The organism is Streptomyces sp. P1-3 (assembly GCF_050613155.1).
Classification (GTDB): Bacteria; Actinomycetota; Actinomycetes; order Streptomycetales; family Streptomycetaceae; genus Streptomyces.
In genome coordinates, this window is sequence record NZ_CP192512.1 from 699,440 (window position 1) to 724,137 (window position 24,698).

Consider the following 24,698-nt stretch of genomic DNA (forward strand, 5'->3'; position numbering starts at 1 on the left):
TCAGCTCTCCGTCACGGAGCCCCCTTCCACGTCGTCGAGCGCGCGGCCGACCACCCCGCAGATCTCGTCGGCGGGTTCGGGCAGGTACATGTCCTGGTGCGTGCTGTCGATGTCGTACTCCCTTATGGCACCGGTGATGTGACTGCGCCACATCTCCGCGTACGAGCCGTCTCCTTCGGCCGTCGCGTTGAAGAACAGCGCGTCGCCGCGGTACGTCGGCGACGTGAAGCTGCGCAGCATCGTGGTGTGGCCGACGATGACGGAGACCGCGTTGTCCACGAACGCCTCTTGGTCACCGGCGCTGCCGGGGCTGATGAGGTGCTCGCCGAAGTAGGCGCGGATGTCGTCGGCGTGGGGCGGCTCGTAGCGTTCGAAGAAGGTGCTGGGAACGCTGTCGAGGAGGGCGAGAAGCGCCACCTCGTGCCCTCGCCGCTGGAGCTCGGCGGCCATGGCGTGGGCGAGGGTGCCGCCGAGTGAGAGCCCGAGGAGATGGAAGGGGCCCTCAGGCTGTACCGCGAGGATCTCCTCGACGTAGTCGGCGACCATGGCGTCGATCGACTCGGGCGGCCGGGTCACCCCGTCGAAGCCCTTCGCCTGGATGCCGTAGACCGGTCGGTCCGCGGGCAGCCGTCCGGCGAATCCGAGGTAGATCCAGCACAGCCCGCTGCCGGGGTGGATCCACCACAGCGGTGCCTTGTCCCCACTCGTCCTGATCGGCAGTACGGCCGCGAACGGGTCCCCCGACTCGGCGGCGTCGCCGTCGGCGGCCAGTTCGGCGGCCAGTTCGGCGACGGTGGGTGACTGGAACACCCGCCGGAGCGATGTCTCGACGCCGAGCACCGTGCGGATGCGGCTGACCAGTTGGGTGGCGAGGAGCGAGTGTCCGCCGAGGCCGAAGAAGTCGTCGTCGGCTCCGACCCGGTCGAGGCCGAGCACCTCGGCGAACAGGCCGCACAGGAGCTCTTCGCGCGAGTTCCGCGGGGCCCTTCCGGTGGCCGGCCCAGTCTGGTCCGGCGCCGGGAGGGCGCGCCGGTCCAGCTTGCCGTTGGGCGTCAGGGGCACCTCGTCGATGGCCACCATCGCGGACGGCACCATGTGTTCCGGCAGCCGTTCGCGCAGATGCGACCGCAGCCCGGCGGCGAGAGTCCCTGTGTCCGCCGGGTGTCCGCCGTCGGCTTCCCCGGTTCGGCCCGCGACCGGCACCACGTACGCCACGAGGCGCCGGCCGCCCGTCGGGCCGTCGGCGACCACCACGGCCTGCGCGACGCCGGGGTGCGTCAGGAGCGCCGCCTCGATCTCGCCGGGTTCGATGCGGAAGCCGCGGAGTTTGATCTGGTCGTCGGCCCGTCCGGTGAACCGCAGCTGGCCGTCCGCCCCCCACAGGACCAGGTCACCGGTGCGGTACATCCGCTCCCCCGGCCCGCCGAACGGGTCGGCCAGGAACCGCTCGGCGGTGAGACCGGGCCGGTTCAGATAGCCGCGGGCGAGGCCGGGACCCGCCACGTACAACTCCCCGGTCACTCCCGGCGGGACGAGTCGCAGGGCCGCGTCCAGGACGTACACGCGAGTGGCACCCGCCGGGCAGCCGATCGGCGGGGCGGCCGCGCCGGGGCTCAGCGGACCCGTCCAGGTGGCGACCACCGTGGCCTCCGTCGGCCCGTACGAGTTGATCATCCGGCGTCCGGGCGCCCACCGCGCCACGAGATCGGGCGGACAGGCCTCGGCCCCGACGATCAGAGTGCGCAACTCCGGCAGGGCTCCGGCCGTCCCGGGCGCCACGGTGGCCAGCGCCGCGGGCGGGATGAGCGTGTGACTGATGCGCCGCTCGGCCAGGACCTCGGCGAGGCGCTCGCCGACCAGCGGCCCCTCCTCACCCGTCACCAGCGTCGCCCCGCTGAGCAGCGAGCAGCACAGTTCCAGGACGGAGGCGTCGAAGCTGGGCGAGGCGAACTGCAGGACCCGGTCACCGGGGCCGACCGCGTACTGCTCCACGGCGGCCCCCGCGAAGCCCGCGAGACCGCGGTGCGACACCACGACGCCCTTCGGGGTGCCGGTGGACCCGGAGGTGTAGATGACGTACGCGGTGCCCGCGCCCGACAGCGGCCACCCGCGCTCCGCGTCGGTCAGCGCGGCGCCGTCGGAGCCGGTCAATGCCTCGGCGACCCCGGGATCGTCCGGGCGGAGCACGGGGACGGACGGTTCGGGCAGGCCCACGGCCGTCGTCGCGTCCGCGAGGACCACGCCGGCCCCGGAGTCCCCGAGCATGTACGTGATCCGCTCGTCCGGGTAGCCGGGGTCGACGGGCAGATACGCGCCGCCCGCCTTGAGCACGGCCAGCCATGCCACCACCAGCGCCGCCGAGCGCGGCAGCGCCACGGCCACCACGGACTCCGGCCGCACCCCGGCCCGCAGCAGTCGGCGCGCCAGCCGGTTCGACCGGACGTCGAGCTCCCGGTAGGTCAGCGTCTCGTCATTGTCGATGACCGCGACGGCGTCCGGAGCCTTCGACACCTGGTGCGCGAAGAGTTCCGGAATGGTGGCTTCGGGCAGCGCCGCCGCCGTGCCGTCGAACTCACCGATGAGCCGCTCGCGTTCGGCCGGTGTCAGCACCTCGACCGTGCCGACGGCCAGGTCCGGGTCGGCCGCGAGGCTGCGCAGGACGTGTCCGAGCCGGTCGGCGATGGTCTCGACGGTGGCGTGGTCGAAGGTGTGGCGCTGGTACTGCATGGCCACGCGAAGCCGGGGTTCGGAGCTGCCGATCACGCTGAGCGGGTAGTGGGTGCCGCTGAGCGAGGAGATGCCGGTGAACGTGATCCCGGCGGTCGTGTGCGCCTCGGTGAGGCCCACCCGGTCGACCGGATAGGACTGGAACGCGACCATGGTGTCGAACAGGGTGCTCAGGCCGGTGTCCTGCTGGATCTGCGCGAGGCCGTAGTGGTGGTGGTCGAGCAGGACGGCCTGGCGGTCCCGGAGCCGCGTCAGGATCTGGGCGAAGCTGTCCCTGGGGGCGCATGTCACGCGTACGGGAAGGGTGTTGATGAACAGGCCGACCATGGTGTCGATGTCCGTGACGGCGGGCGGGCGGCCGGACACCGTGGTGCCGATCACCACGTCCTGGCGCCCGGTGAGCCGGCCGAGCAGCACGGCCCAGGCCGCCTGGACGACGGTGTTCAGGGTGACGCCCAACTCGGCGGCCTGCCGCTCCAGTTCGCGGGACGTCTCTACGGACAGCGGCACTTCGAGCTGTCCGATCCCCTCGCTGTCCTCGCTGCCCCTGCCTTCGCTGTCCTCCCTGTCCTCGCCGTCCGCCTGCTCGGCCGTGTTGTCCGGGCACAGCAGGGTGGGTTCGTCGAGTCCGTCGAGTTCCTCGGCCCAGGCGCGGGCGGCCGCTTCGTGGTCCTGCTGGGCCAGCCACGTCAGGAACTCGCGGTAGCCCCGCGTACGCGGCAGCACCGAGGGGTCCCCGTCGGAGCCGTACAGCCGCAGCAGATCCTGCATCAGCAGCGGCAGCGACCAGCCGTCCACGAGGACGTGGTGGGCGGTGAAGACCAGTTCGGCCCGGCCCGGGCCCATGGTCACCAGGGTCATCCGCACCAGCGGGGGCCGGTCCAGGTCGAAGTACGTGCGGTCGTCCTCGGCCAGGATCCGCTCGTAGGCCGCCTCCCGCTCCTCCTCGGGGAGGTCGCTCAGGTCGGTCTGCCGCCAGGGCAGTCGGACATCGTCGACGACGAGCTGGACGGGTTCACCGGCGGCGTCGCTGACGAACGCGGTCCGCAGGTTGGCGTACCGGTCCAGGACCGCCTGACCCGCGGCCCGCATCCGCTCCGGCTCCACCGGTCCGGACAGGTGGAACACCAACTGCATGTGGTACGCGTCGTACGCAGCGTCGGCCAGCAGAGCGTGGAACAGCAGCCCGGACTGCAACGCGGTCAGCGGCCACACATCCACCAAGCCGGGGTACTTCTTCTCCCACGCCTCGATCTCGCGCTGGCCCACCGACACCAACGGCACATCCGACGGCGTCAGACCCCCGGCACCCGGCCGCTCCACATGACGGGCCAGCCCTTCCAGCGCCGCACACCACAGATCAGCCAGCTCCTGCACGTCCTCACGGGACAGCACACCGGTGGCGAATCCCACGCGAGCGTTCAGACACGGGCCCTGCTCGGTGTCGCCGACATGAGCGTTGATCTCCAGTGTCGACATCAGCGGCATGTCCGCGTCCGGCGCGGCGACAAGGTCGTCGACGCCGGGTGCCTCGTTCCAGCCGAGGCCGCGCAGGTTCTCCGGCATGTCGGCGGCGGAGAACCGGCCCAGGTAGTTGAAGGCGATCTGTCCGGCCTGATGCCCGCGCAGTACGGCGGCCGTCTCCTCGTTCAGGTAGCGCAGCAGGCCGTAGCCCATGCCCTTGTCGGGGATGGCCAGCAGCTGCTCCTTGACCGCCTTCACCAGCTTCCCCGCGGCCGGGCCGCCGGCGAGCGCGTCGTCGAGATCCGCACCGGCGGTGTCGAGGCGTGCCGGGTACATGTTGGTGAACCAGCCCACTGTGCGGGACAGATCCGCGCCCGGCACGACGCCTTCCTCACGCCCGTGGCCTTCGAGCCGGATCAGCGCCGAGGACTCTGTGACGCCGCGCTTCTGCCGCCACTTCGCCACGGCCAGCGCGAGCCCGGCCAGCAAGCCATCGTTCACCTGGCCGCGGAACGCCGTCGGCACCGACGTCAGCAGCGCCTCCGTCACACGCGCGGGCACCCGGAGCGACAGATGCTCCACCGTGGACGTCACGTCGACGGCGGGGTCCAGGGCTCGCGACCCGAGGGCGGGGTCCGGTGTCTCCAGAATGCCGCGCCACAGGGGGAGTTCGGCGACGCGGGTCTCGCTGACGGCCTCGTCCTGGAGGGCGTGTGTCCAGCGCCGCACCGACGTGACCACCGGCGCGAGTTCCGGCGCCCGGCCCTCGCGCACCTGCTCCCAGGCGGCAGCGAGGTCGGGCAGCAGGATCCGCCACGACACTCCGTCCACCACCAAGTGATGCAGCACCACCAGCAGCCGACCCGGAACATCCGCACCCGCGTCGAACCACACGAACTGGCCCATCACCCCACCGGCAGGATCCAGCCGCCCGGTGGCCGCATCCAGTTCCCTGGAAGCCGACTCCCGCCAGCCCTCACCCCACCGGCCTTCACACGCCACCCGATGGACCAGCCCGGCCACCTCCACCGAACCCGGAGCGCCGACCTCCAGACTCCACTCATCACCGGTGACCAGCCGAGAGCGCAGAATGTCGTGCCGGTCGAACACCGCCGCCAGCGTCGCCGACAGCCCCACCGCATCGATACCCGCAGGCAGCTCCAGGACCGCCGACATCGAGAACCGGCCGAGCCCACCCCCCAACTCCCGCAGATACCGGCTCACCGGCAGCACCGGCAACCGGCCCACACCACCACCCTCGAACTCCTCCAGCACCACACCCGCATCCGAGCCATCCGTCACCGCGACCTGCGCCAGCTCAGCCACCGTCCGACACTCGAAGATCTGCCGCGGAGACACCTCCACACCCATCACCCGGGCCCGCGACACCACCTGAATCGAGCGGATACTGTCCCCGCCCACAGCGAAGAAGTCGTCATCGACCCCCACCCGCTCCAGACCCAGAACCTCCGCATACACCCCGGCCAGCACCCGTTCCGTCGCCGAACCCGGAGCCCGGTACTCACCACCGCCGAACTCCGGCTCCGGCAACGCCGACCGATCCAGCTTGCCGTTCGGCGCCAACGGCAACCGATCCAGCATCACCAACACCGACGGCACCATGAACTCCGGCAACCGCCCCGCCACAAAACGCCGCAGCTCGGCGGTGTCGACTCCGCTGGTGAGGTCGATGGCGTCGTCGCTCAGGCTCTCGGTGTCTCCGGTGGCGTCCTTCGCTCCGGTGGGGACGACATAGCCCACGAGCTGTTTCGCTCCGCGGCCCGTGCGCGTGACGACCACGGCCTGGGACACACCGGGGTGAGCGGTCAGCGCCGCCTCCACCTCACCCGGCTCGATACGGAAGCCGCGCACCTTCACCTGCGCGTCATCACGCCCCGCATACACCAACTGCCCGTCGGCGTTCCACCGCGCCAGGTCACCGGTGCGGTACATGCGTGCACCCGTAGCCCCGTACGGATCCGCGACGAACCGCTCCGCCGTCAGACCCGCACGACCGTGATAACCACGCGCCACATTCCCCGCGACATACAACTCCCCCACCACACCCGGCGGCACCGGAACAAGCCCCGGACCCAGCACATACGCCCGCATGTTCCCCAACGGCGAACCAATCGGCGCACTGCCCGACCCGTCCCACTCCTCACCCGACGGCAACACGAACGCCGTCGCGTAGAAACTCTCCGTCTGCCCGTACGGATTGACCACCCGCACGCCCGGGAAGGCCTCCCGGACCCGCTCCGCCAGGGACGCGGGCAGGGCTTCTCCGCCGAAGACGACGGTGTCGACATCGGTGGTGCCGGCGATGTCGTCGACCAGCTCGGCGAAGACGGACGGCACGCTGCTGATCACACTGCCCCGCCAGCCGTCACGCTCGGCCAACTCCAGGACGTCGCGGACGACTTCGACGCAGCCGCCGCGCGCCAGCGTCGTGAACACCTCGAACACGGACACGTCGAAGGCCACCGACGTGCCCGCGAGCACCCGCGAGCCCTGCTCGACGCCCACCCGCTCGGCGAGCCGCAGCACGCCGTTGACCACGTTGTGGTGCGTGACGGTCACGCCCTTGGGCGTGCCGGTCGACCCGGACGTGTACATCACGAACGCCGCGTTGTGCGGCCGCGGCAGCGTGCTCCCGGCATCGGCGCCCGCGTTCCCGGCGTCGCTGCCCGTCTTCTCGGCGTCGCCGATGAACAGGCGCGGAGTTCCGTCGTCCGGCAGCACTTCTTCGGTTTCCGCGTCCGTCAGGAACAGCCGGGGGCGGGCGTCCGACAGGATGAAGTCGAGCCGCGTACTGGGGTACTTCGGGTCGACCGGTAGATACGCGCCGCCCGCCTTCAGCACGCCGAGCAGCGCCACGACCAGGTCGGCCGACCGCGGCAGCGCGAGTCCCACCACCGTCTCCGGGCCCACCCCGCGTGCCGCCAGCTCGCGCGCCACCCGGTCCGCGCGCGCGTCGAGCTCGCGGTAGGTGAGGGTCGTCGCGCCGGAGATCACCGCCACCGCGTCCGGGGTGGCGGCGGCCTGCCGCTCGAACAGTCCGGGGATCGTCACCTCGGGTGTCGGCGCCGCCGTGTCGTTGAACCGGTGGATCACCAGCTCCCGTTCGGCCGCGTCCAGCGTGTCCACGACCGCCCCGATCGGTCGGCCGGGGCTGGAGACCAGTTGCCGTACGACCCGCGCGAACCGGGCCGCGAGGGCCTCGACCGTGACGCGGTCGAAGAGGTCCGTCGCGTACTCGAGGTGACCGACCACGCCGAGGCCGGGGATGTCCGCCATGTTGAAGAACAGGTCGAACTTCGCGGTGTCGGTGGCCGGGTGTTCGAGGTCCACGCGCAGGCCGTCGAGCGCGAAGTCCTCGCGGGCCATGTTCTGCCACGCGAACATCACCTGGAACAGCGGATGGTAGGCGGTGGAGCGGTCGGGTTTGAGCAGCTCCACCAGGCGCTCGAAGGGCGCGTCCTGGTTCTCATAAGCGCCCAGGGCCTTCTCGCGCACCTGCCCGAGGAGCTGCTCGAAGCTCGGGTTTCCGGACAGGTCGGTGCGCAGCACCCAGGTGTTGACGAAGAAGCCCACCAGCTCCGCGAGCGCGGCGTCGGTGCGGCCGGCGATCGGGGATCCGACGGTGATGTCCTCGCCGCCGCCCAGGTGGTGCAGCAGCACCGCCACCGCCGACTGGAGGACCATCGACACCGTCGCGCCCTGCGCGCGGGCGAGTTCTTCCACGGCGGTGACCAGGTCCGGATCGAGCTCGAACGCCACCAGGTCGCCGCGGCGGCTCGCCACCGGCGGCCGGGGGCGATCCGTCGGCAGCTGCAACGGCTGCGGCGCGCCCGTCAGTTCGTCCCGCCAGTACCGTAGCTGCGTGGCAAGGACGCCCTCGGGATCGGACTCGTCGGCGAGCAGCTCCCGCTGCCACAGGGTGTAGTCGACGTAACTCACCGGCAGCTCGGGCCAGTCGGGCACCTCGCCGCGCAGCCGGGCGGCGTAGGCCGTGCCCAGGTCGCGCGCCAGCGGGCCCATCGACTCGCCGTCCCCGGCGATGTGGTGGACCACGAGGACCAGCACGTGCTCGTCGGCGGCGCTCCGGACCACGGTCACCCGCAGCGGTATCTCCGTGGCCAGGTCGAACGGCCGGGCCGCGGCCGCCGCCACGGCGTCGGCCACCGCGTCCGGGGCGGATTCGACGACGTGCAAGTCCACCAGTGCCGGCTCCGCGGGCAGCACCCGCTGGTACGGCACTCCGTCACCGGACTCGGCGATCAGCGTCCGCAGGATCTCGTGCCGGGACACGACGTCCCGTACCGCGTTCTCCAGCGCCACCACGTCCAGCGCGCCGGTGAGCCGCAGCACGAACGGGATGTTGTACGTCGCCGACGGCCCCTCAAACCGGTCGATGAACCACAGGCGGCGCTGCGCGAAGGACAGCGGCGGCTGCTCCGGCCGCTGTGCCACCCGGCGCAGCGGGGAGCGGACCCGTGCTCCCGGGGCGACCCGCTCGACCAGTTCCACGACGGTGGGACGGTCGAAGACCGCGCGGATCGGGACCTCGGCGCCCAGCTCGGCGCGGATCCGGCTGATCAGCCGGGTGGCGAGGAGCGAGTGCCCGCCCAATGCGAAGAAGTTGTCGTCGATGCCCACCCGGTCGATGCCGAGGACCTCGGCGAACAGCGCACAGAGGACCTCTTCCTGCGGTGTCCGCGGTGGCCGGCCCGTCGCCACACCGGCGTAGTCGGGCACGGGCAGCGCCTGCCGGTCCAGCTTCCCGTTGGGGGTCAGGGGCACCTCGGCGATCGCGACCACAGCCGCGGGCACCATGTACTCCGGCAGCCGTTCCTGCGCGTGGTCGCGGAGCCCGGAGACGAGGATGCCGATCTCCCGCGCGCCGGCCGGGTCGTTCACCAGCATCCGCTCGGAGCGCCCGGTGGGCGTGAACCCTCCGGAGTACGTCCGCCCGGTTTCGGTGCCGGCGGGGAAGACCACCGCGTCGAAGCACTCGGGCACCCCCGCCGTCAGGGTGAGCAGCAGGCCAAGGCCTCGCCGGTCGGCCCATTCCCGCAGGTCGTGCGGGTCCAGTGGCGGGAGTCCGGCCACCGGTGAGTCGACGGCCGCGAGGGCGGTGGCGGTGGCGACCTCGCCGGCGAGCCGGGCGTTGGGGATCCGGGTGATCCGTACCGGTGTCGTCCCGTGCTCCCGGACCACGTCGTCGAGGCCGGTGAAGTCGTCCACCCGGCGGCCCCACGCGAGCGCCGGGATCCCGGTCAGGGGGACGGGGTCCACGGGTGCCTTGTGCAGCACCACTTCGTAGCGGTGCCGGGTCAGTTCGTTGTGGGCGCGGCCGGGCTTCAGGAGTACGTCCACGCCGGCGGCGCCGTGTTCGTCGGCCCAGCGCGTGAACCACTCCGGGTCGAGGACCAGTTCCTTCTCCACCAGGACGGCCCGGGCGACGGCGGCGCGGATCACGGACGCCGATGCCTCCGGGCGCCGGGCGCGGTGGATCGCCGTCTTCAACAGGCTCAGCGAGCCCGCGTGGCGCACGTCGCCGACCACGATGCGGCCGCCGGGGGCCAGCAGGTCGAGGGCCTGGCTCAGCACCCGGTCCAGATAGCCGGCGTCGGGGAAGTACTGCGCCACCGAGTTGATGACGACGGTGTCGAAGTACTCCTGGGGCAGGCCCGACACGTCGTCGGCGGGCTGCACCCGCAGCCGGACCCGCTCGGTGAAGCCGGCCCTTACGACCTGGTCCTTCAGCTGCTCGATGACGGGAGCCGAGAAGTCCGTGCCCCAGTACTCCGCGACGTCGGGCACGATCTGGGAGAGGAGCAGACCCGAGCCGACGCCCAGTTCGAGGACCCGACGCGGCGCCCCGCCGAGGATCTGCTCGACGGCCGCGTCCCGCCAGGCCCGCATCTCCATCAGCGGGATCGGCTCGCCGGTGTAGCTGGAGTTCCAGCCGGTGAAGTCCTCGCCCCAGGCGGTCGTCCCGGAACCGGCGTAGGCCTCGTCGTACACCTGCTGCCACTCGTCGACCTGCTCCGCCTCGCGGGCGGTGGCCGAGCCGGTGGGGGCGGGCACGACGTATCCCACGATGCGCTGGTCGCCGGGCCGGTCCTCGCGGGTGATCACCACGGCTTGGTCCACGCCGGGGTGCGAGGCGAGGGCCGCCTCGATGTCTCCGGGCTCGATGCGGAATCCGCGCACCTTGACCTGGAAGTCGACCCGGCCGAGGTAGTCGATCACGCCGTCGGGCCGCCACTTGACCAGGTCACCGGTGCGGTACATGCGCGCCCCGGGGGTGAAGGGGCTGGCCACGAAGCGTTCCGCGGTCAGGTCCGGACGGTTCAGGTAGCCGCGGGCGAGCTGGACGCCCGCGAGGTAGAGCTCTCCCGGCACACCCGGGGGGACCGGCCGCAGCGCGGAGTCGAGGACGTAGACCTGGGTGTTCCACACCGGTGCGCCGATCGGCACGCCGGTGGCACCGGGCTCCTCGCGGCACTCCCAGGCCGTGACCTCCACCGCGGCCTCGGTGGGGCCGTAGAGATTGTGCAGCCGGGTGCCGGGGAGCGTGCGCGCGAAGCGCTCGGTGAGCTCCAGGGGGAGCGCCTCGCCGGCGGCCTCCACGCGGCGCAGGCTGGTGCACTGGTCCGCGGTCGGCTCCGAGAGGAACGCCGCCAGCATGGACGGCGCGAAGTCGGCGTCAGTGACCCGCTGTTCCCGGATCAGCCTGGCCAGGTACTCGGGGTCCTTCTGCCCGTCCGGACGGACGATCACCAGCCCTGCCCCGACCTGGAGCGGCCAGAACAGCTCCGGCACCGACACGTCGAAGCCGACGGATGTCTTCAGGAGCATCCGGTCGCTCTCGCCCATGCCGTACCGGCCGTGGCCCCAGGCGAGCCGGTTCATGATCGAACGGTGGGACACGACCACGCCCTTGGGCTTCCCGGTCGACCCCGAGGTGTAGATCACGTAGGCGGCGTGGTCCTCGTGCACGTCGACGCCGGGATTCGACTCCGGGCGTCCGGAGAGGTCCGGGAGTTCGTCCAGGACGAGGAGGGGCGTGCTGTCGGCGAGCATGTGCTCGACCCGCTCGCCGGGCAGATCGGTCTCGATCGGCAGATAGGCGGCTCCTGTCTTGAGCACGCCGTAGATCGCGGTGAGCAGATCGAAGGAGCGCGGTATCCGGATCGCGACGAGCCGCTCGGGCCCGGCGCCGCGCTCGATCAGCCAGTGCGCCAGCCGGTTGGCGCGCGCGTTGAAGTCGGCGTAGGAGAGCGTGTCTCCCTCGAAGACGAGCGCGGTGCGCTCCGGGCCGCGCTCCACCTGGGCTTCGAACGCCGCGGCGAGGGTGCTGCCCGCGGTGGCCGTGGGGTGTGCGGTGTCGTTCCACTCGGACACGACCTTGGTCCGTTCGGCGGGCTCCAGGACGTCGAGCTGCGCGACGCGGATCTCCGGGTTCTCGACGACCTGGCGCAGCACCCGCAGGCAGCGGGCGGCGATCGCCTCCACGGTTGCGTGGTCGAAGAGATGGTGCTGGTACTGGAGGGCGATGCGCAGCTGCGGGTCGGCGTCGGCCGTCACGGTCAGCGGGTAGTGGGTGCCGCTGAACGGGGTGAGGCCGGTGATCGCCACGCCCGCCTCGGTGTTGGCGTCGCCGAGCCCCGCGTGGTCGATCGGGAAGGACTCGAAGACGACGACGGTGTCGAACAGGGTGCTCAGGCCGGTGTCCTGCTGGATCTGCGCGAGACCGTAGTGATGGTGGTCGAGCAGAACGGCCTGCCGGTCCTGCAACCGCGTCAGCAACTCGCGGAAGGTGTCCCGGGGAGAGCATGTCACGCGTACGGGAAGGGTGTTGATGAACAGGCCGACCATGGTGTCGATGCCCGTGACGGTGGGCGGACGGCCGGACACCGTCGCGCCGAACACGACGTCCTCGCGCCCGGTCAGCTCTCCGACGACGATCGCCCAGGCTCCCTGGACCAGGGTGTTCAGGGTGACGCCCGCCTCGGCCGCGTACCGGGTCAGTTCGCGGGCGGTCTCCGGTGACAGCGGTACGTCGACCTGCCCGATGTCCTCGGAGTCGGCGGACTCGGCGCCGGGGGCGAGCAGGGTGGGTTCGTCGAGTCCGTCGAGTTCGTCGGCCCAGGCGCGGGCGGCCGCTTCGTGGTCCTGCCGGGCCAGCCAGGACAGGAACTCGCGGTAGCCGCGCACCTTCGGCAGGGCCGCGAGGTCTCCGTCGGAGCCGTACAGCCTGAGCAGGTCCTGCATGAGGAGCGGGACCGACCAGCCGTCGAACAGGACGTGGTGGGCGGTGAAGACCAGTTCGGCCCGGCCCGGGCCCATGGTCACCAGGGTCATGCGCAGGAGCGGCGGTGCGGTCAGGTCGAAGTGGGTGGCGCGGTCGTCGGCGAGGATGCGTTCGAGCGCCGCGTCGCGGTCGTCGCCGTCGGCGTGGTCGCTCAGGTCGATCTGCTGCCAGGGCACGCGCACGCCCTCGACCACGACCTGGACGCGTTCACCGGCGGTGTCGCTGACGAACGCGGTCCGCAGGTTGGCGTACCGGTCCAGGACCGCCTGCCCCGCGGCCCGCATCCGCTCCGGCTCCACCGGACCGGACAGATGGAACACCAACTGCATGTGATACGCGTCGTACGCCGCGTCCGCCAGCAGAGCGTGGAACAGCAGCCCGGACTGCAACGCGGTCAGCGGCCACACATCCACCAAGCCGGGATACTTCTTCTCCCACACCTCCAGCTCACGCTGGCCCACCGACACCAACGGCACATCCGACGGCGTCAGACCCCCGGCACCCGGCCGCTCCACATGCCGGGCCAGCCCTTCCAGCGCCGCACACCACAGATCGGCCAGCTCCTGCACGTCCTCACGGGACAGCACACCGGTGGGGAATCCCACGCGGGCGTTCAGACACGGGCCCTGCTCGGTGTCGCCGACCAGCGCGTTGATCTCCAGCGTCGACATCAGCGGCATGTCCGCGTCCGGCGCGGCGACCAGGTCGGTGGTGTTCTCGGCCCGGGTCCAGCCGAGGCCGCGCAGGTTCTCCGGCATGTCGGCGGCGGAGAAGTGGCCCAGGTAGTTGAAGGCGATCTGCCCGGTGTCGTAGCGACGCAGCACTGTCGCCGTCTCCGGGTTCAGATGGCGCAGCAGGCCGTAGCCGATGCCCTTGTCGGGGATGGCGAGCAGCTGCTCCTTGACGGCCTTGATCGCGCCGGCGGCCGCGGGGCCGCCCGCGAAGGCGTCACTGAGGTCGATCCCTGTGGTGTCGAGCCGTACGGGGAACATGCTGGTGAACCAGCCCAGCGTGCGGGACAGGTCGGCACCCGGCACGACGCCTTCCTCACGGCCGTGCCCTTCGAGCCGGATCAGCGCCGAGGACTCCGTGACGCCGCGCTTCTGCCGCCACTTCGCCACCGCCAGCGCCAGCCCGGCCAGCAGACCGTCGTTCACCTGGCCGCGGAACGCCGTCGGCACCGACGTCAGCAGCGCCTCCGTCACCCGCGCCGGCAGGCGGACCCAGATGTGGTCGGCGGTGCCGGCCACGTCCAGGGCGGGGTCCAGTGCACGGCGGCCGAGGAGGGGGTCCGGGCCGTCCACCATCGCACGCCACAGGGGGAGTTCGGCGACCCGGTCCTCGCTGACGGCCTCGTCCTGGAGGGCGTGTGTCCAGCGCCGTACCGACGTCCCCACTTCGGGCAGCACCGGCTCCTCGCCGGAGCTCACTTGCTCCCAGGCGGCAGCGAGGTCGGGCAGCAGGATTCGCCAGGACACTCCGTCCACCACCAAGTGGTGCAACACCACCAGCAGCCGACCCGGAACCGAGTCACCCGCGTCGAACCACACGAACCGCGCCATCACCCCACCGGCAGGATCCAGCCGCCCGGTGGCCGCATCCAGTTCCCTGGAAGCCGACTCCCGCCAGCCCTCACCCCACTCACCGTCACACTCCACCCGATGGACCAGCCCGGCCACCTCCACCGAACCCGGAGCGCCGACCTCCAGACTCCACTCATCACCGGTGACCAGCCGAGAGCGCAGAATGTCGTGCCGGTCGAACACCGCCGCCAGCGTCGCCGACAGCCCCACCGCATCGATACCCGCAGGCAGCTCCAGGACCGCCGACATCGAGAACCGGCCGAACCCACCCCCCAACTCCCGCAGATACCGGCTCACCGGCAGCACCGGCAACCGGCCCACACCACCACCCTCGAACTCCTCCAGCACCACACCCGCATCCGAGCCATCCGTCACCGCGACCTGCGCCAGCTCAGCCACCGTCCGACACTCGAAGATCTGCCGCGGAGACACCTCCACACCCATCACCCGGGCCCGCGACACCACCTGAATCGAGCGGATACTGTCCCCGCCCACAGCGAAGAAGTCGTCATCGACCCCCACCCGCTCCAGACCCAGAACCTCCGCATACACCCCGGCCAGCACCCGTTCCGTCGCCGAACCCGGAGCCCGGTACTCACCACCGCCGAACTCCGGCTCCGGCAACGCCGACCGATCCAGCTTGCCGTTCGGCGCCAACGGCAACCGATCCAGCATCACCAACACCGACGGCACCATGAACTCCGGCAACCGCCCCGCCACAAAACGCCGCAGTTCCCGTGGCGACACTCCGGCGGTCAGGTCGACGTCGAGCTGACCGAGACTCTCGACGGTGCCGATGCCGCCCTCGCCCATGCCGACGGGCACGACATAGCCCACCAACTGCTTGACGCCGCGGCCCGTGCGCGTGACGACCACGGCCTGGGACACACCGGGATGCGCGGTCAGCGCCGCCTCCACCTCACCCGGCTCGATACGGAAGCCGCGCACCTTCACCTGCGCGTCATCACGCCCCGCATACACCAACTGCCCGTCGGCGTTCCACCGCGCCAGGTCACCGGTGCGGTACATGCGTGCACCCGTAGCCCCGTACGGATCCGCGACGAACCGCTCCGCCGTCAGACCCGCACGACCGTGATAACCACGCGCCACATTCCCCGCGACATACAACTCCCCCACCACACCCGGCGGCACCGGAACAAGCCCCGGACCCAGCACATACGCCCGCATGTTCCCCAACGGCGAACCAATCGGCGCACTGCCCGACCCGTCCCACTCCTCACCCGACGGCAACACGAACGCCGTCGCGTAGAAACTCTCCGTCTGCCCATAGGCGTTGACCACCCGCACGCCCGGGATGTCGTCGCGCACCCGCCGCACCAACGAGGCGGGCAGCGCCTCGCCCGCGAACACCACCGCGTCGACGCTGACCTTTCCGCTGATCTGGTCGAGGAGCTCGGCGAAGACGGACGGCACGGTACTGACAACGCCACCGCTCCAGCCGTTCCGTTCCCCGATCACCAGCACATCGCGGACCACCTCGACGGTGCCGCCCGCGCACAGCGTGGTGAAGGTCTCGAAGACCGACACGTCGAAGTTCACCGAGGTGCCCGCCAGCATCCGCGTCGTCGCGTCCACGCCGACCGACGACGCCAGCCGCAGCACGCCGTTCACCACATCGCGATGGGTGATCGTCACGCCCTTGGGCGTGCCGGTCGACCCGGACGTGTACATCACGTACGCCGCATTGTGCGGCCGCGGCGCCGTCGGACCGGTGTCCTCCGGGAGGGGTTCGCTCCCGATGTCGGTGACGAACAGCCGCGGAACGTCCGTCCCGGACAGCACGTCGGCCGACTCCGCGGCCGTCAGGACGAGGCCGGGCCGGGCGTCCGCCAGGATGTGGTCCAGGCGCGCACTCGGGTACTTCGGGTCGATCGGCAGATACGCGGCCCCGGCCTTCAGCACGCCCAGGAGCCCCACGACGAGGTCCGCCGTGCGCGGCAGCGCCACCGCGACCACCGACTCGGGACGCACTCCACGCCCCGCCAGGGCACGCGCGACCTGCTCCGCCCGCGCGTTCAGCTCCCCGTACGTCAGCGTCACGTCGTCCGACACCACCGCCACCGCGTCCGGGGTGGCGGCCGCCTGCTGCTCGAAGAGCGCGGGGACCGTCACCTCGGGCGTCGGCTCCGCCGTGTCGTTGAACTCGCGCAGCACCAGAGCCCGTTCGGCCGCGTCCAGCACGTCCACCGAACCGACCCGCACGCCCGGGTCGGCTACGAACGCCCGCACCACCCGCACGAAGCGGGCGGCGACGGCCTCCACGGTGCTCCGGTCGAACAGGTCGGTGGCGTACTCCAGGGTGCACCGCATGGACCGCTCGTCGGGGTCGATGCCGAAGTTGAACTCCAGGTCGAACTTGGCGGTCGCGGTGGGAACCGCCTCGAGGCGCGCCCGCACCTCGGGCAGGGCGACGTCGACGCGGGAGTCTCCCTGCCAGGTGAACATCACCTGGAACAGCGGGTGGTAGGCCGTGGAACGCTCCGGGTTCAGCGCCTCCACCAGCCGCTCAAAGGGGGCGTCCTGGTTCTCGTACGCGCTCAGCGCCTTGTTCCGCACCCGCTGGAGCACCTGTTCCAGCGTCGGGTTCGCGGCCAGGTCGGTACGCAGCACCCAGGTGTTGACGAAGAACCCGACCAGGTCCGCCAGCTCCGGGTCGGTGCGGCCCGCGATGGTGGAGCCCATCGTGATGTCCTCGCCGGCGCCCAGGTGGTGCAGCAGCACCGCGACGGCCGACTGCATCACCATCGACGCGGTCAGGCCGGGTATGCCCTGGTCGTCGGCCAGCTTCTGCACCGCGGCGAGGAGGTCCGGCTCGATCGTGAACTCCACGCTGTCGCCGCGGTGGCTGGCGGCGGACGGCCGCGGCCGGTCCGTCGGCAGCGGCAACTGCTCGGGGGCGCCCGCGAGTTCGTCCTGCCAGTAGCGCAGCTGGGTGGCGAGGACGCTGCCCGGATCGGACTCGTCGCCCAGGAGTTCGCGCTGCCACAGGGTGTAGTCGACGTACTGCACCGACAGTTCCGGCCACTGCGGGGCGTCGCCCGTCAGGCGGGCCGTGTACGCGGCGGCCAGGTCGCGTGCCAGCGGCTCCATCGACTGGCCGTCGCTCGCGATGTGGTGCATCACCAGGACCAGCACGTGCTCGTCGGCGGCCCGGCGCAGCAGATGGGCCCGCACCGGGATCTCGGCCGAGAGGTCGAAGCGGTGGGCCACCGCTTCGGCGACCGCACCGGCCAGGTCGGCCGGTGCCACGTCGGTCACGGGCACCGGGAGCCGGATCTGGTCCTCGGGCAGCACCCGCTGCCCCGGCACGCCCGCCTCGTCCTCGCCGAACACCGTGCGGAGACTCTCGTGCCGGACGACGACGTCGCGCACCGCTAAGGACAGCGCGGCCACGTCCAGGGAACCGCTCAGGTGGAGTACGAAGGGAAGGTTGTAGGCCGCGGACGGGCCCTCGAAACGGTCGATGAACCACAGGCGGCGCTGCGCGAAGGACAACGGGATCATTTAGTACTTGCTCCTATCCATCTTGCGCAGACGAGGACGGCTCGACGCGGAGGAATCGTTCGCAGGGGCCGCGGAGGCGTCCTTCACCTTGCTCGACAGGTCGGTGATGCGGGGGGTGTCGAAAATCGCTCGCAGGGGCACCTCGGCCCCGAGTTCGGAACGGATCCGGCTGAGCAGGCGGGCCGCCAGGAGCGAATGGCCGCCCAGGGCGAAGAAGTCGTCGTCCATCCCCACCCGGTCCACGCCGAGGACCTCGGCGTACAGCCGGCAGAGGGTCTCCTCCTGCGGTGTCCGCGGCGCGCGGTACCGCCCGGCGGTGAACTCGGGTTCGGGCAGCGCGGCCCGGTCCAGCTTGCCGTTCGGCATCAGCGGCATCGCATCCAGCGGTACGACGGCCGCGGGCACCATGAAGTCGGGCAGCCGCTCGGCGGCGAAACCGCGCAGTTCGTCGGGTCCGGTGCCGTCCGCTGTGGACGGCACGACATAGGCCACCAACTGCTCGGCCCGGCCCGTGCCGTGGCCGTCCCGGGCGATGACGACGGCCCGGTCGACCCCGGGATGTGCGGTCAGCACCGCCTCGACCTCGGCAGGCTCGACCCGGATGCCCCGGATCTTCACCTGCGCGTCGCCGCGCCCGGCGTACTCCAGCTCGCCCGCCGAGTTGAAGCGGGCCAGGTCACCGGTGCGGTACATCCGCGCGCCCGGCGGCCCGTACGGGTCGGCGACGAAGCGCTCCGCGGTCAGCGCGGTCCGGCCCCAGTAGCCGCGCCCCATCGACGCTCCGGCGACGTACAGCTCGCCCGCCGCCCCCGGTGGCACCGGCAGCAGACCGTCGCCCAGGACGTACACCCGGATGCCCGGAAGCGGCGTGCCGATCGGCGCGTTCGCCGTGGCCGACCACTCGTCCGTACCGTCGACGGCAAGCGTGGTCGCGTAGAAGGTCTCGCTCTGGCCATAGGCGTTGACGACGCGCACTCCGGGCAGCGCCTCCCGCACCCGCCGCACCAGGGAGGCGGGCAGCGCCTCACCGGCGAACACCACCGCGTCCGCGCTGATCTTGCCGCCCAGCTGGTCGAGGAGTTCGGTGAACGCGGAGGGGACCGTGCTGATCACACCGCCCGACCAGCCGTCGCCCTCGCCCAGGACCAGCACGTCCCGGACCACCTCGACGCTGCCGCCGGTGGACAGCGTGGTGAACAGCTCGAACACCGACACGTCGAAGTTGACCGATGTGCCCGCCAGCATCCGGTACGCCCGGGGGATTCCGAGGGCGGCCGCGAGGCCCGGGAGACAGTTGGTCACGTTGCGGTGGGTGATGACCACGCCCTTCGGCGTCCCGGTGGACCCGGAGGTGTACATCACGTACGCCACGTGGTCCGGTCGCAGGGGCCGCACCTGGTCGCCGTCACCGAGGCCGTGGCCCGCTCCGCTCTCGCGGGCCGTGATCTCGTCGAGCCCGGCGCGGGGGGTACCGTCGTCGGGGAGCACCGCCGTGCCGGTGGCGGGGTCCGTGAGCACCAGAACCGGGCGGGCGTCGCGGAGAATGTGCGCGAGGCGCCGGCTCGGGTACTCCGGGTCGATCGGCAGATAGCCGGCGCCGGACTTCAGCACGCCCAGGAGTGCGACGACCAGGTCCGCCGAGCGCGGCAGCGCCACCGCCACGACGGTCTCCGGCCCGACTCCGCGCCCGGCCAGGCCGCGCGCGAGACGGTTCGCCCGCTCGTCGAGTTCGCGGTACGTCAGCGAGACCTCGCCGCACACCACCGCGACCGCGTCCGGCGTGGCGGCGGCCTGCCGCTCGAACACCTGCGGGACGGTCAGCCCGGGTTCCGGTGCCGTCGTGCCGTTGAACCGGCCGAGCAGCCGGTCCCGTTCGGCGCGCTCCAGCACGTCGACGGCGCCCACGCGGTGGCCGGGATCCGCCGCCAGCTGACGCAGGATCCGGCCGAAGCGGGCACCGATACGGTCGACCTCGTCCCGGTCGAACACGCTCCGCTGGTACTGCAGCGACAGGCGCAGCCGGTCGGAGTCGGCGAGGGCCATCACGGTCAGCGGATAGTGCGTGGTGGCGAACGGGCGGATGCCGGTGACAGTGATGTCGGCGGCCCGGCTCGCCTCCCCGATGCCGGATCGGTCCAGGGGGAAGGACTCGAAGGCGACATAGGTGTCGAACAACGCGCTCAGCCCCGTGGCCCGCTGTGTGTCGGTGAGGGGGTGGTGATGGTGATCGAGGAGCGCGGCCTGCCGGTCCTGGAGCGCGGTCAGGAGCTCGGCGAGGGTGTCCCCCGGGGCGCACCGCACCCGTACTGGCACCGTGTTGAGGAACAGGCCGACCATGGAGTCCACGCCGGTCACGGCGGGCGGGCGGCCGGAGACGGTGGCGCCGAACACCACGTCCTGGCGGCCGGTGAGCCGGGCGAGGAGGATCGCCCAGGTGCCCTGGACGACGGCGTTCACCGTGACGCCCAGCTCGGCCGCGCGGCGGGACAGAGCGCGCGCGATGTCGGCGGGCAGCGGCACCTCCACCTGGCCGATGCCCGTGAGGTCCGTCCTGGGCCCGTCGGGGGGCGCGAGCAGGGTGGGCTCGTCCAGGCCGTCGAGCTCCGTGGCCCAGGCGGTGGCCGATGCCTCGTGGTCCTGTCGCGCCAGCCAGTGCAGAAAGTCCCGGTAGTCGCGAACGCGCGGCAGCCCTGCCGCGTCGCCACCCGTGGCGTAGAGCCGCAGGAGATCCTGTGTCAGGAGCGGCAGCGACCAGCCGTCGAACAGCACGTGGTGGGCGGTCAGGACCAGTTCCGAACGGTCCGGGCCGAGCGTGACCAGGGACAGCCGCAGCATCGGCGGGGTCGCGGAGTCGAAGTGGGTGTCCAGGTCCTCGGCGAGGAACCGCTCGAACGCGTCGTCCTGGCCAGGCCCGTCGAGACCGGACAGGTCGTGGTGGAGCCACGGCAGCGCGACCCCGTCGACCACCAGTTGGAGCTGGTCGCCGTTGTCGTCGGACACGAACGCGGTCCGCAGGGCGGCGTGCCGGTCGAGCATGGCCTGTCCGGCCGCGCGCATCCGGTCCGGGTCGACGGATCCGGACAGGTGCAGCGTGTACTGCACCTGATACGCGTCGAACGTGGAGTCGTTGAGGTGCGACTGGAAAAGCAGTCCCGACTGGAGCGCGGTCGGCGGCCAGATGTCGGTGAGTCCCGGATAGCGGCGTTCCCAGGTCTCGATGGACCTCTGGGTAACGGTCACCAGGGGGACGTCCGACGGCGTCAGACCACCCGCGTCGGCACTCGCGGCATGCCGGGCGAGGCCGGTGAGGGCGTCGCACCACAGGTCGGCGAGCTCGCGCACCTCGTCGGGGGAGAGCACGCCCGCCGGGGCGCCGAAGACGGCGCCGAGCCGGGGGCCGTCCGGGGTGTCGGTGACGGTCGCGTTGATGTCCACTTCGCACAGCGCGGGCATCCGCGCGTCGTGCCCGGCGTCCAGCTCGGCCAGCTCCGCGAACTCGGCCAGTTCGGCGGTCTGGGTGAAGCCGAGTCCGCGCAGTTCGTCGGGCATGTCGGCGGCGGAGAACCGGCCGAGGTAGTTGAAGCCGATCTGGCCCATCGGATGGTCGCGGAGCACCTCGGCGGTCTGCGGGTTGAGATACCGCAGCAGGCCGTAGCCCATGCCCTTGTCGGGGAGGGCGAGGAGCTGCTCCTTGACCGCCTTGACCACGTCGCCGGCGGCCGGGCCGCCCGCGAAGGCGTCGTCGATGTCGGCTCCCGCGAGGTCCAGGCGCACCGGGAACACGCTGGTGAACCAGCCCACCGTGCGGGACAGGTCCGCGCCCGGTGCCACGTCTTCCTCACGGCCGTGACCTTCGAGCCGGATCAGGGTCGACGGCTCGTCGACGCCGCGCCGGCGGCGCCACTGCGCGACGGCCAGGGCAAGTGCGGCCAGCAGGCCGTCGTTGACCCCGCCGCGGACGGCCGCGGGCAGTGCCGTCAGGGCGGCTTCGGTGACCGGTACCGGCAGCAGTACCCGCACCTTCTCCACGGTGGCCATCACGTCCACCGCGGGGTCCAGGCGCCGGGTGCCGAGGACCGGGTCGGGACCCGCCACCACCGAACGCCACAGCGGCAGTTCCGCCGCCCGTTCCGGGGCGGTGGCCGCGTCCATCAGGGCGTGTGCCCAGCGCCGTACCGACGTCGTCGCCGGTGCCGGGTCCGGGTCGCGCCCGGCCCGTACCTGCGCCCACGCCGCGGCGAAGTCGGGCATGAGGATCCGCCACGACACTCCGTCGATCACTATGTGGTGGAACGCGACCAGGAGCCGGCCAGGACCGGCGGACGCCGTGGAGGCGGTCGAGGCTGAAGTGGTGGAAGCGGCCGCGGAGTCGGAGGCGGCGGGCCCGCCGTCCCCGCCGGTGGCCCGCGGGTCGAACCACACGAACTGCGCCACCACACCCGCTGCCGGGTCCATTCTCCCGGCGGCCGCGTCGAGTTCGCGCAGCAGCAGGGGGCGCCAGGACTCCGCGTCCCAGTGGCCGGAGCACTCGACGTGCCGGATCAGCGGGTCCACGTCCATCGAGCCCGGCGGGGAGACGTGCAGGCCCATGCCCTCGCCCGGCTGCTCGGGCGCGATGTCGTCGCCGGTCACCAGGCGCGCGCGCAGCAGATCGTGCCCGTCGAGGACCGCGCCGAGCGTCGCGGCCAGGCCGGCCCGGTCGATGCCGTCCGGCAGTTCGAGTACGACGGCCTGGATGAGCCGGTCGAAACCGGGGCCGCGTTCCAGGATCCACCGCGCCACCGGCATCAGCGGCATCCATCCGGTGCCGCCGCCCGCCATCTCGGCGAGTACCGGCTCCGTGCCGGGCCCGCGGCGTGCGGCAGCCTCGGCCAAGGCGGCCACGGTCCGCTGCTCGAAGATCTCGCGCGAGCTGACCTGCGTGCCCTGTGCGCGGGCCCGCGACACGATCTGGATGGACTGGATGCTGTCGCCGCCCAGCGCGAAGAAGTCGTCGTCGATGCCGACCCTGTCGAGGCCGAGGACCTCGGCGAACAGGCCCGCGAGGAGCTCCTCGCCGGGCGTGCGCGGCGCCCGGTACTCGCTGCCGCCGCCGAACTCCGGCTCCGGGAGCGCCGCCCGGTCCAGCTTCTCGTTCGGGGTCAGCGGCAGCTGGTCGAGGACCATGAAGACCGACGGCACCATGTACTCGGGCAGGCGGCTCGCGACGAACCCGCGCAGGTCCCCGACCCGGAAGCCGGAGCCGATGGCGATGCTGCCGCCGGCCGGCCCCCAGCCGGCCGCGTCGGAGCCGACCGGGACGACGTACGCCACCAGTTGCTTGCTCCCGGCTCCGCCGGAGGTCTCACGGGCGACCACCGCCGCGTGCGCCACGCCGGGGTGGGAGAGGAGCACCGCCTCGATCTCGCCGGGCTCGATCCGGAAGCCCCGCACCTTCACCTGGGTGTCGACTCGCCCCTGGTACACCAGTTCGCCGCCGGGGGTCCGCATCACCACGTCGCCGGTCCGGTACATCCGCTCACCGGCGCCGCCGTACGGGCAGGCCACGAAGCGCTCCGCGGACAGCGCGGGCCGGTTCAGATAGCCACGCGCCACCCCGACACCGGCCAGATACAACTCACCGGCCGTCCCCGTCGGCACCGGGCGCAACTGGTCGTCCAGTACATGGGCGCGCATGTTGTCCATCGAGCGCCCGATCGGGATGTTGTCACCGACCGGCTCGGCGGGGTCCACCGGATGGCAGACGGCGAAGACCGTTGCCTCCGTGGGCCCGTAGCCATTGACGAACTGCGTGTGCGGGCAGGCCTCGACGGCGCGTCGGACGGCACGCGAGGTAAGGCGCTCGCCGCCGATCCACACGGCCTTCAGCCCGGCCAGGCAGCGCGGGTCCTCCTCGGCCAGGAGGTTGAACAGTGAGGTGGTCAGGAAGAGGGAGGTGACGCCGTAGTCGCTCACCAGGCCGGCCAGCACCTCCGGGGTCAGGTCCCCGGAGGGGTCCACGACGACCGCGCCTCCGCTCAGCAGCGGCACCCACAGTTCGTAGATCGAGGCGTCGAACGCCAGCGGAGAGTGCAGCAGCACCCTCTCGTGGGCGCCACCGCGCCAGCAGCGGTCGAGCGCGAAACCCACCACGTCCCGGTGGGTGATGCCGATGCCCTTGGGCACCCCGGTCGAACCGGAGGTGTAGATGACGTACGCGAGGTGATCCGGGTGCACCGCCACGGCGGGATCCGGAGTGCTTCCATCTGCCTGCCGGGCCGGTACGGCCATGGTGTCCAGCTCGTCGAGCACGACGCTCGGGCAGGCGACGGAGGGCAGACTCGCGGCGGCGGCCGAGGTGGTGAGCAGCAGCACCGGCCGCACGTCGCGCAGCATGAACTCCACGCGCTCGGCCGGATAATCCGGGTCCAGGGGCAGATACGTCCCCCCGGCCCTGAGCACCGCGAGGAGGACCGTCGCCAGTGCGGCCGAGCGGGGCAGGACCACCCCTACCACCGCTCCGGGACCCACGCCGCGCCGGACCAGTTCCCGCGCCAGCCGATCCGCCCCGTCGTCGAGCTCTCGGTAGGTCAATGACGTCTCGCCGGCCACCACCGCGACGGCGTCCGGAGTACAGGCAGCCTGTCTCGCAAACAATTCATAAATCGTCACATCAGGTACGGCAACTGCCGTCTCATTGAATTCATGCAGTAAGCGGCGTCGCTCGACTGAATCCAGCACGCTACCACCCCCAATTTCGACGAGTGAAACAGGCGCACACCCTTCGACAGTTCCATCCGCGGCACAGCAGGGTCAAGGCGCCCAGAAGATCGGCAAGGCAACCGACGTGAATTGTTCGACCCGGCCGGATCACAATGTCCCGGCGACAGTACAGAGCGATTCATTCCGCCGGGAGAATATTCTGACTGGTGATTCGGGTCACTTATGGCAACCCGGGCAACGCCCAGTGCGTCCCGTCGAGTTCGACGAGGAACCGGTGAGGACCTGCACGTCGCCGTCCACCGTATGCGCGCCCCCAGAACCCCGGCGATCAGAGGAACAGCTCGAACGGGGCTGTATAGTCCACGAGTTCGCGC

General features: G+C 71.6%; 2 protein-coding genes. Both read right to left on the reverse strand.

Annotated features, from left to right (window positions below; genetic code table 11):
• A complete protein-coding gene (locus ACQUSR_RS03090) occupies window positions 1-17,622 on the reverse strand; it encodes an amino acid adenylation domain-containing protein (protein WP_431040967.1) in 17,622 nt (5,873 codons plus the stop codon).
• Window positions 17,623-24,258, reverse strand: a complete 6,636-nt coding sequence (locus tag ACQUSR_RS03095) for an amino acid adenylation domain-containing protein (RefSeq protein WP_431040968.1) — start codon at window positions 24,256-24,258, stop codon at window positions 17,623-17,625.
• Between the last annotated feature and the right edge of the window lie 440 nt (window positions 24,259-24,698).

Coding starts and splice junctions, on each gene's coding strand:
- ACQUSR_RS03090 (WP_431040967.1), bottom strand. CDS start 17,622: ATGATCCCGTTGTCCTTCGCGCAGCGCCGCCTGTGGTTCATCGACCGT.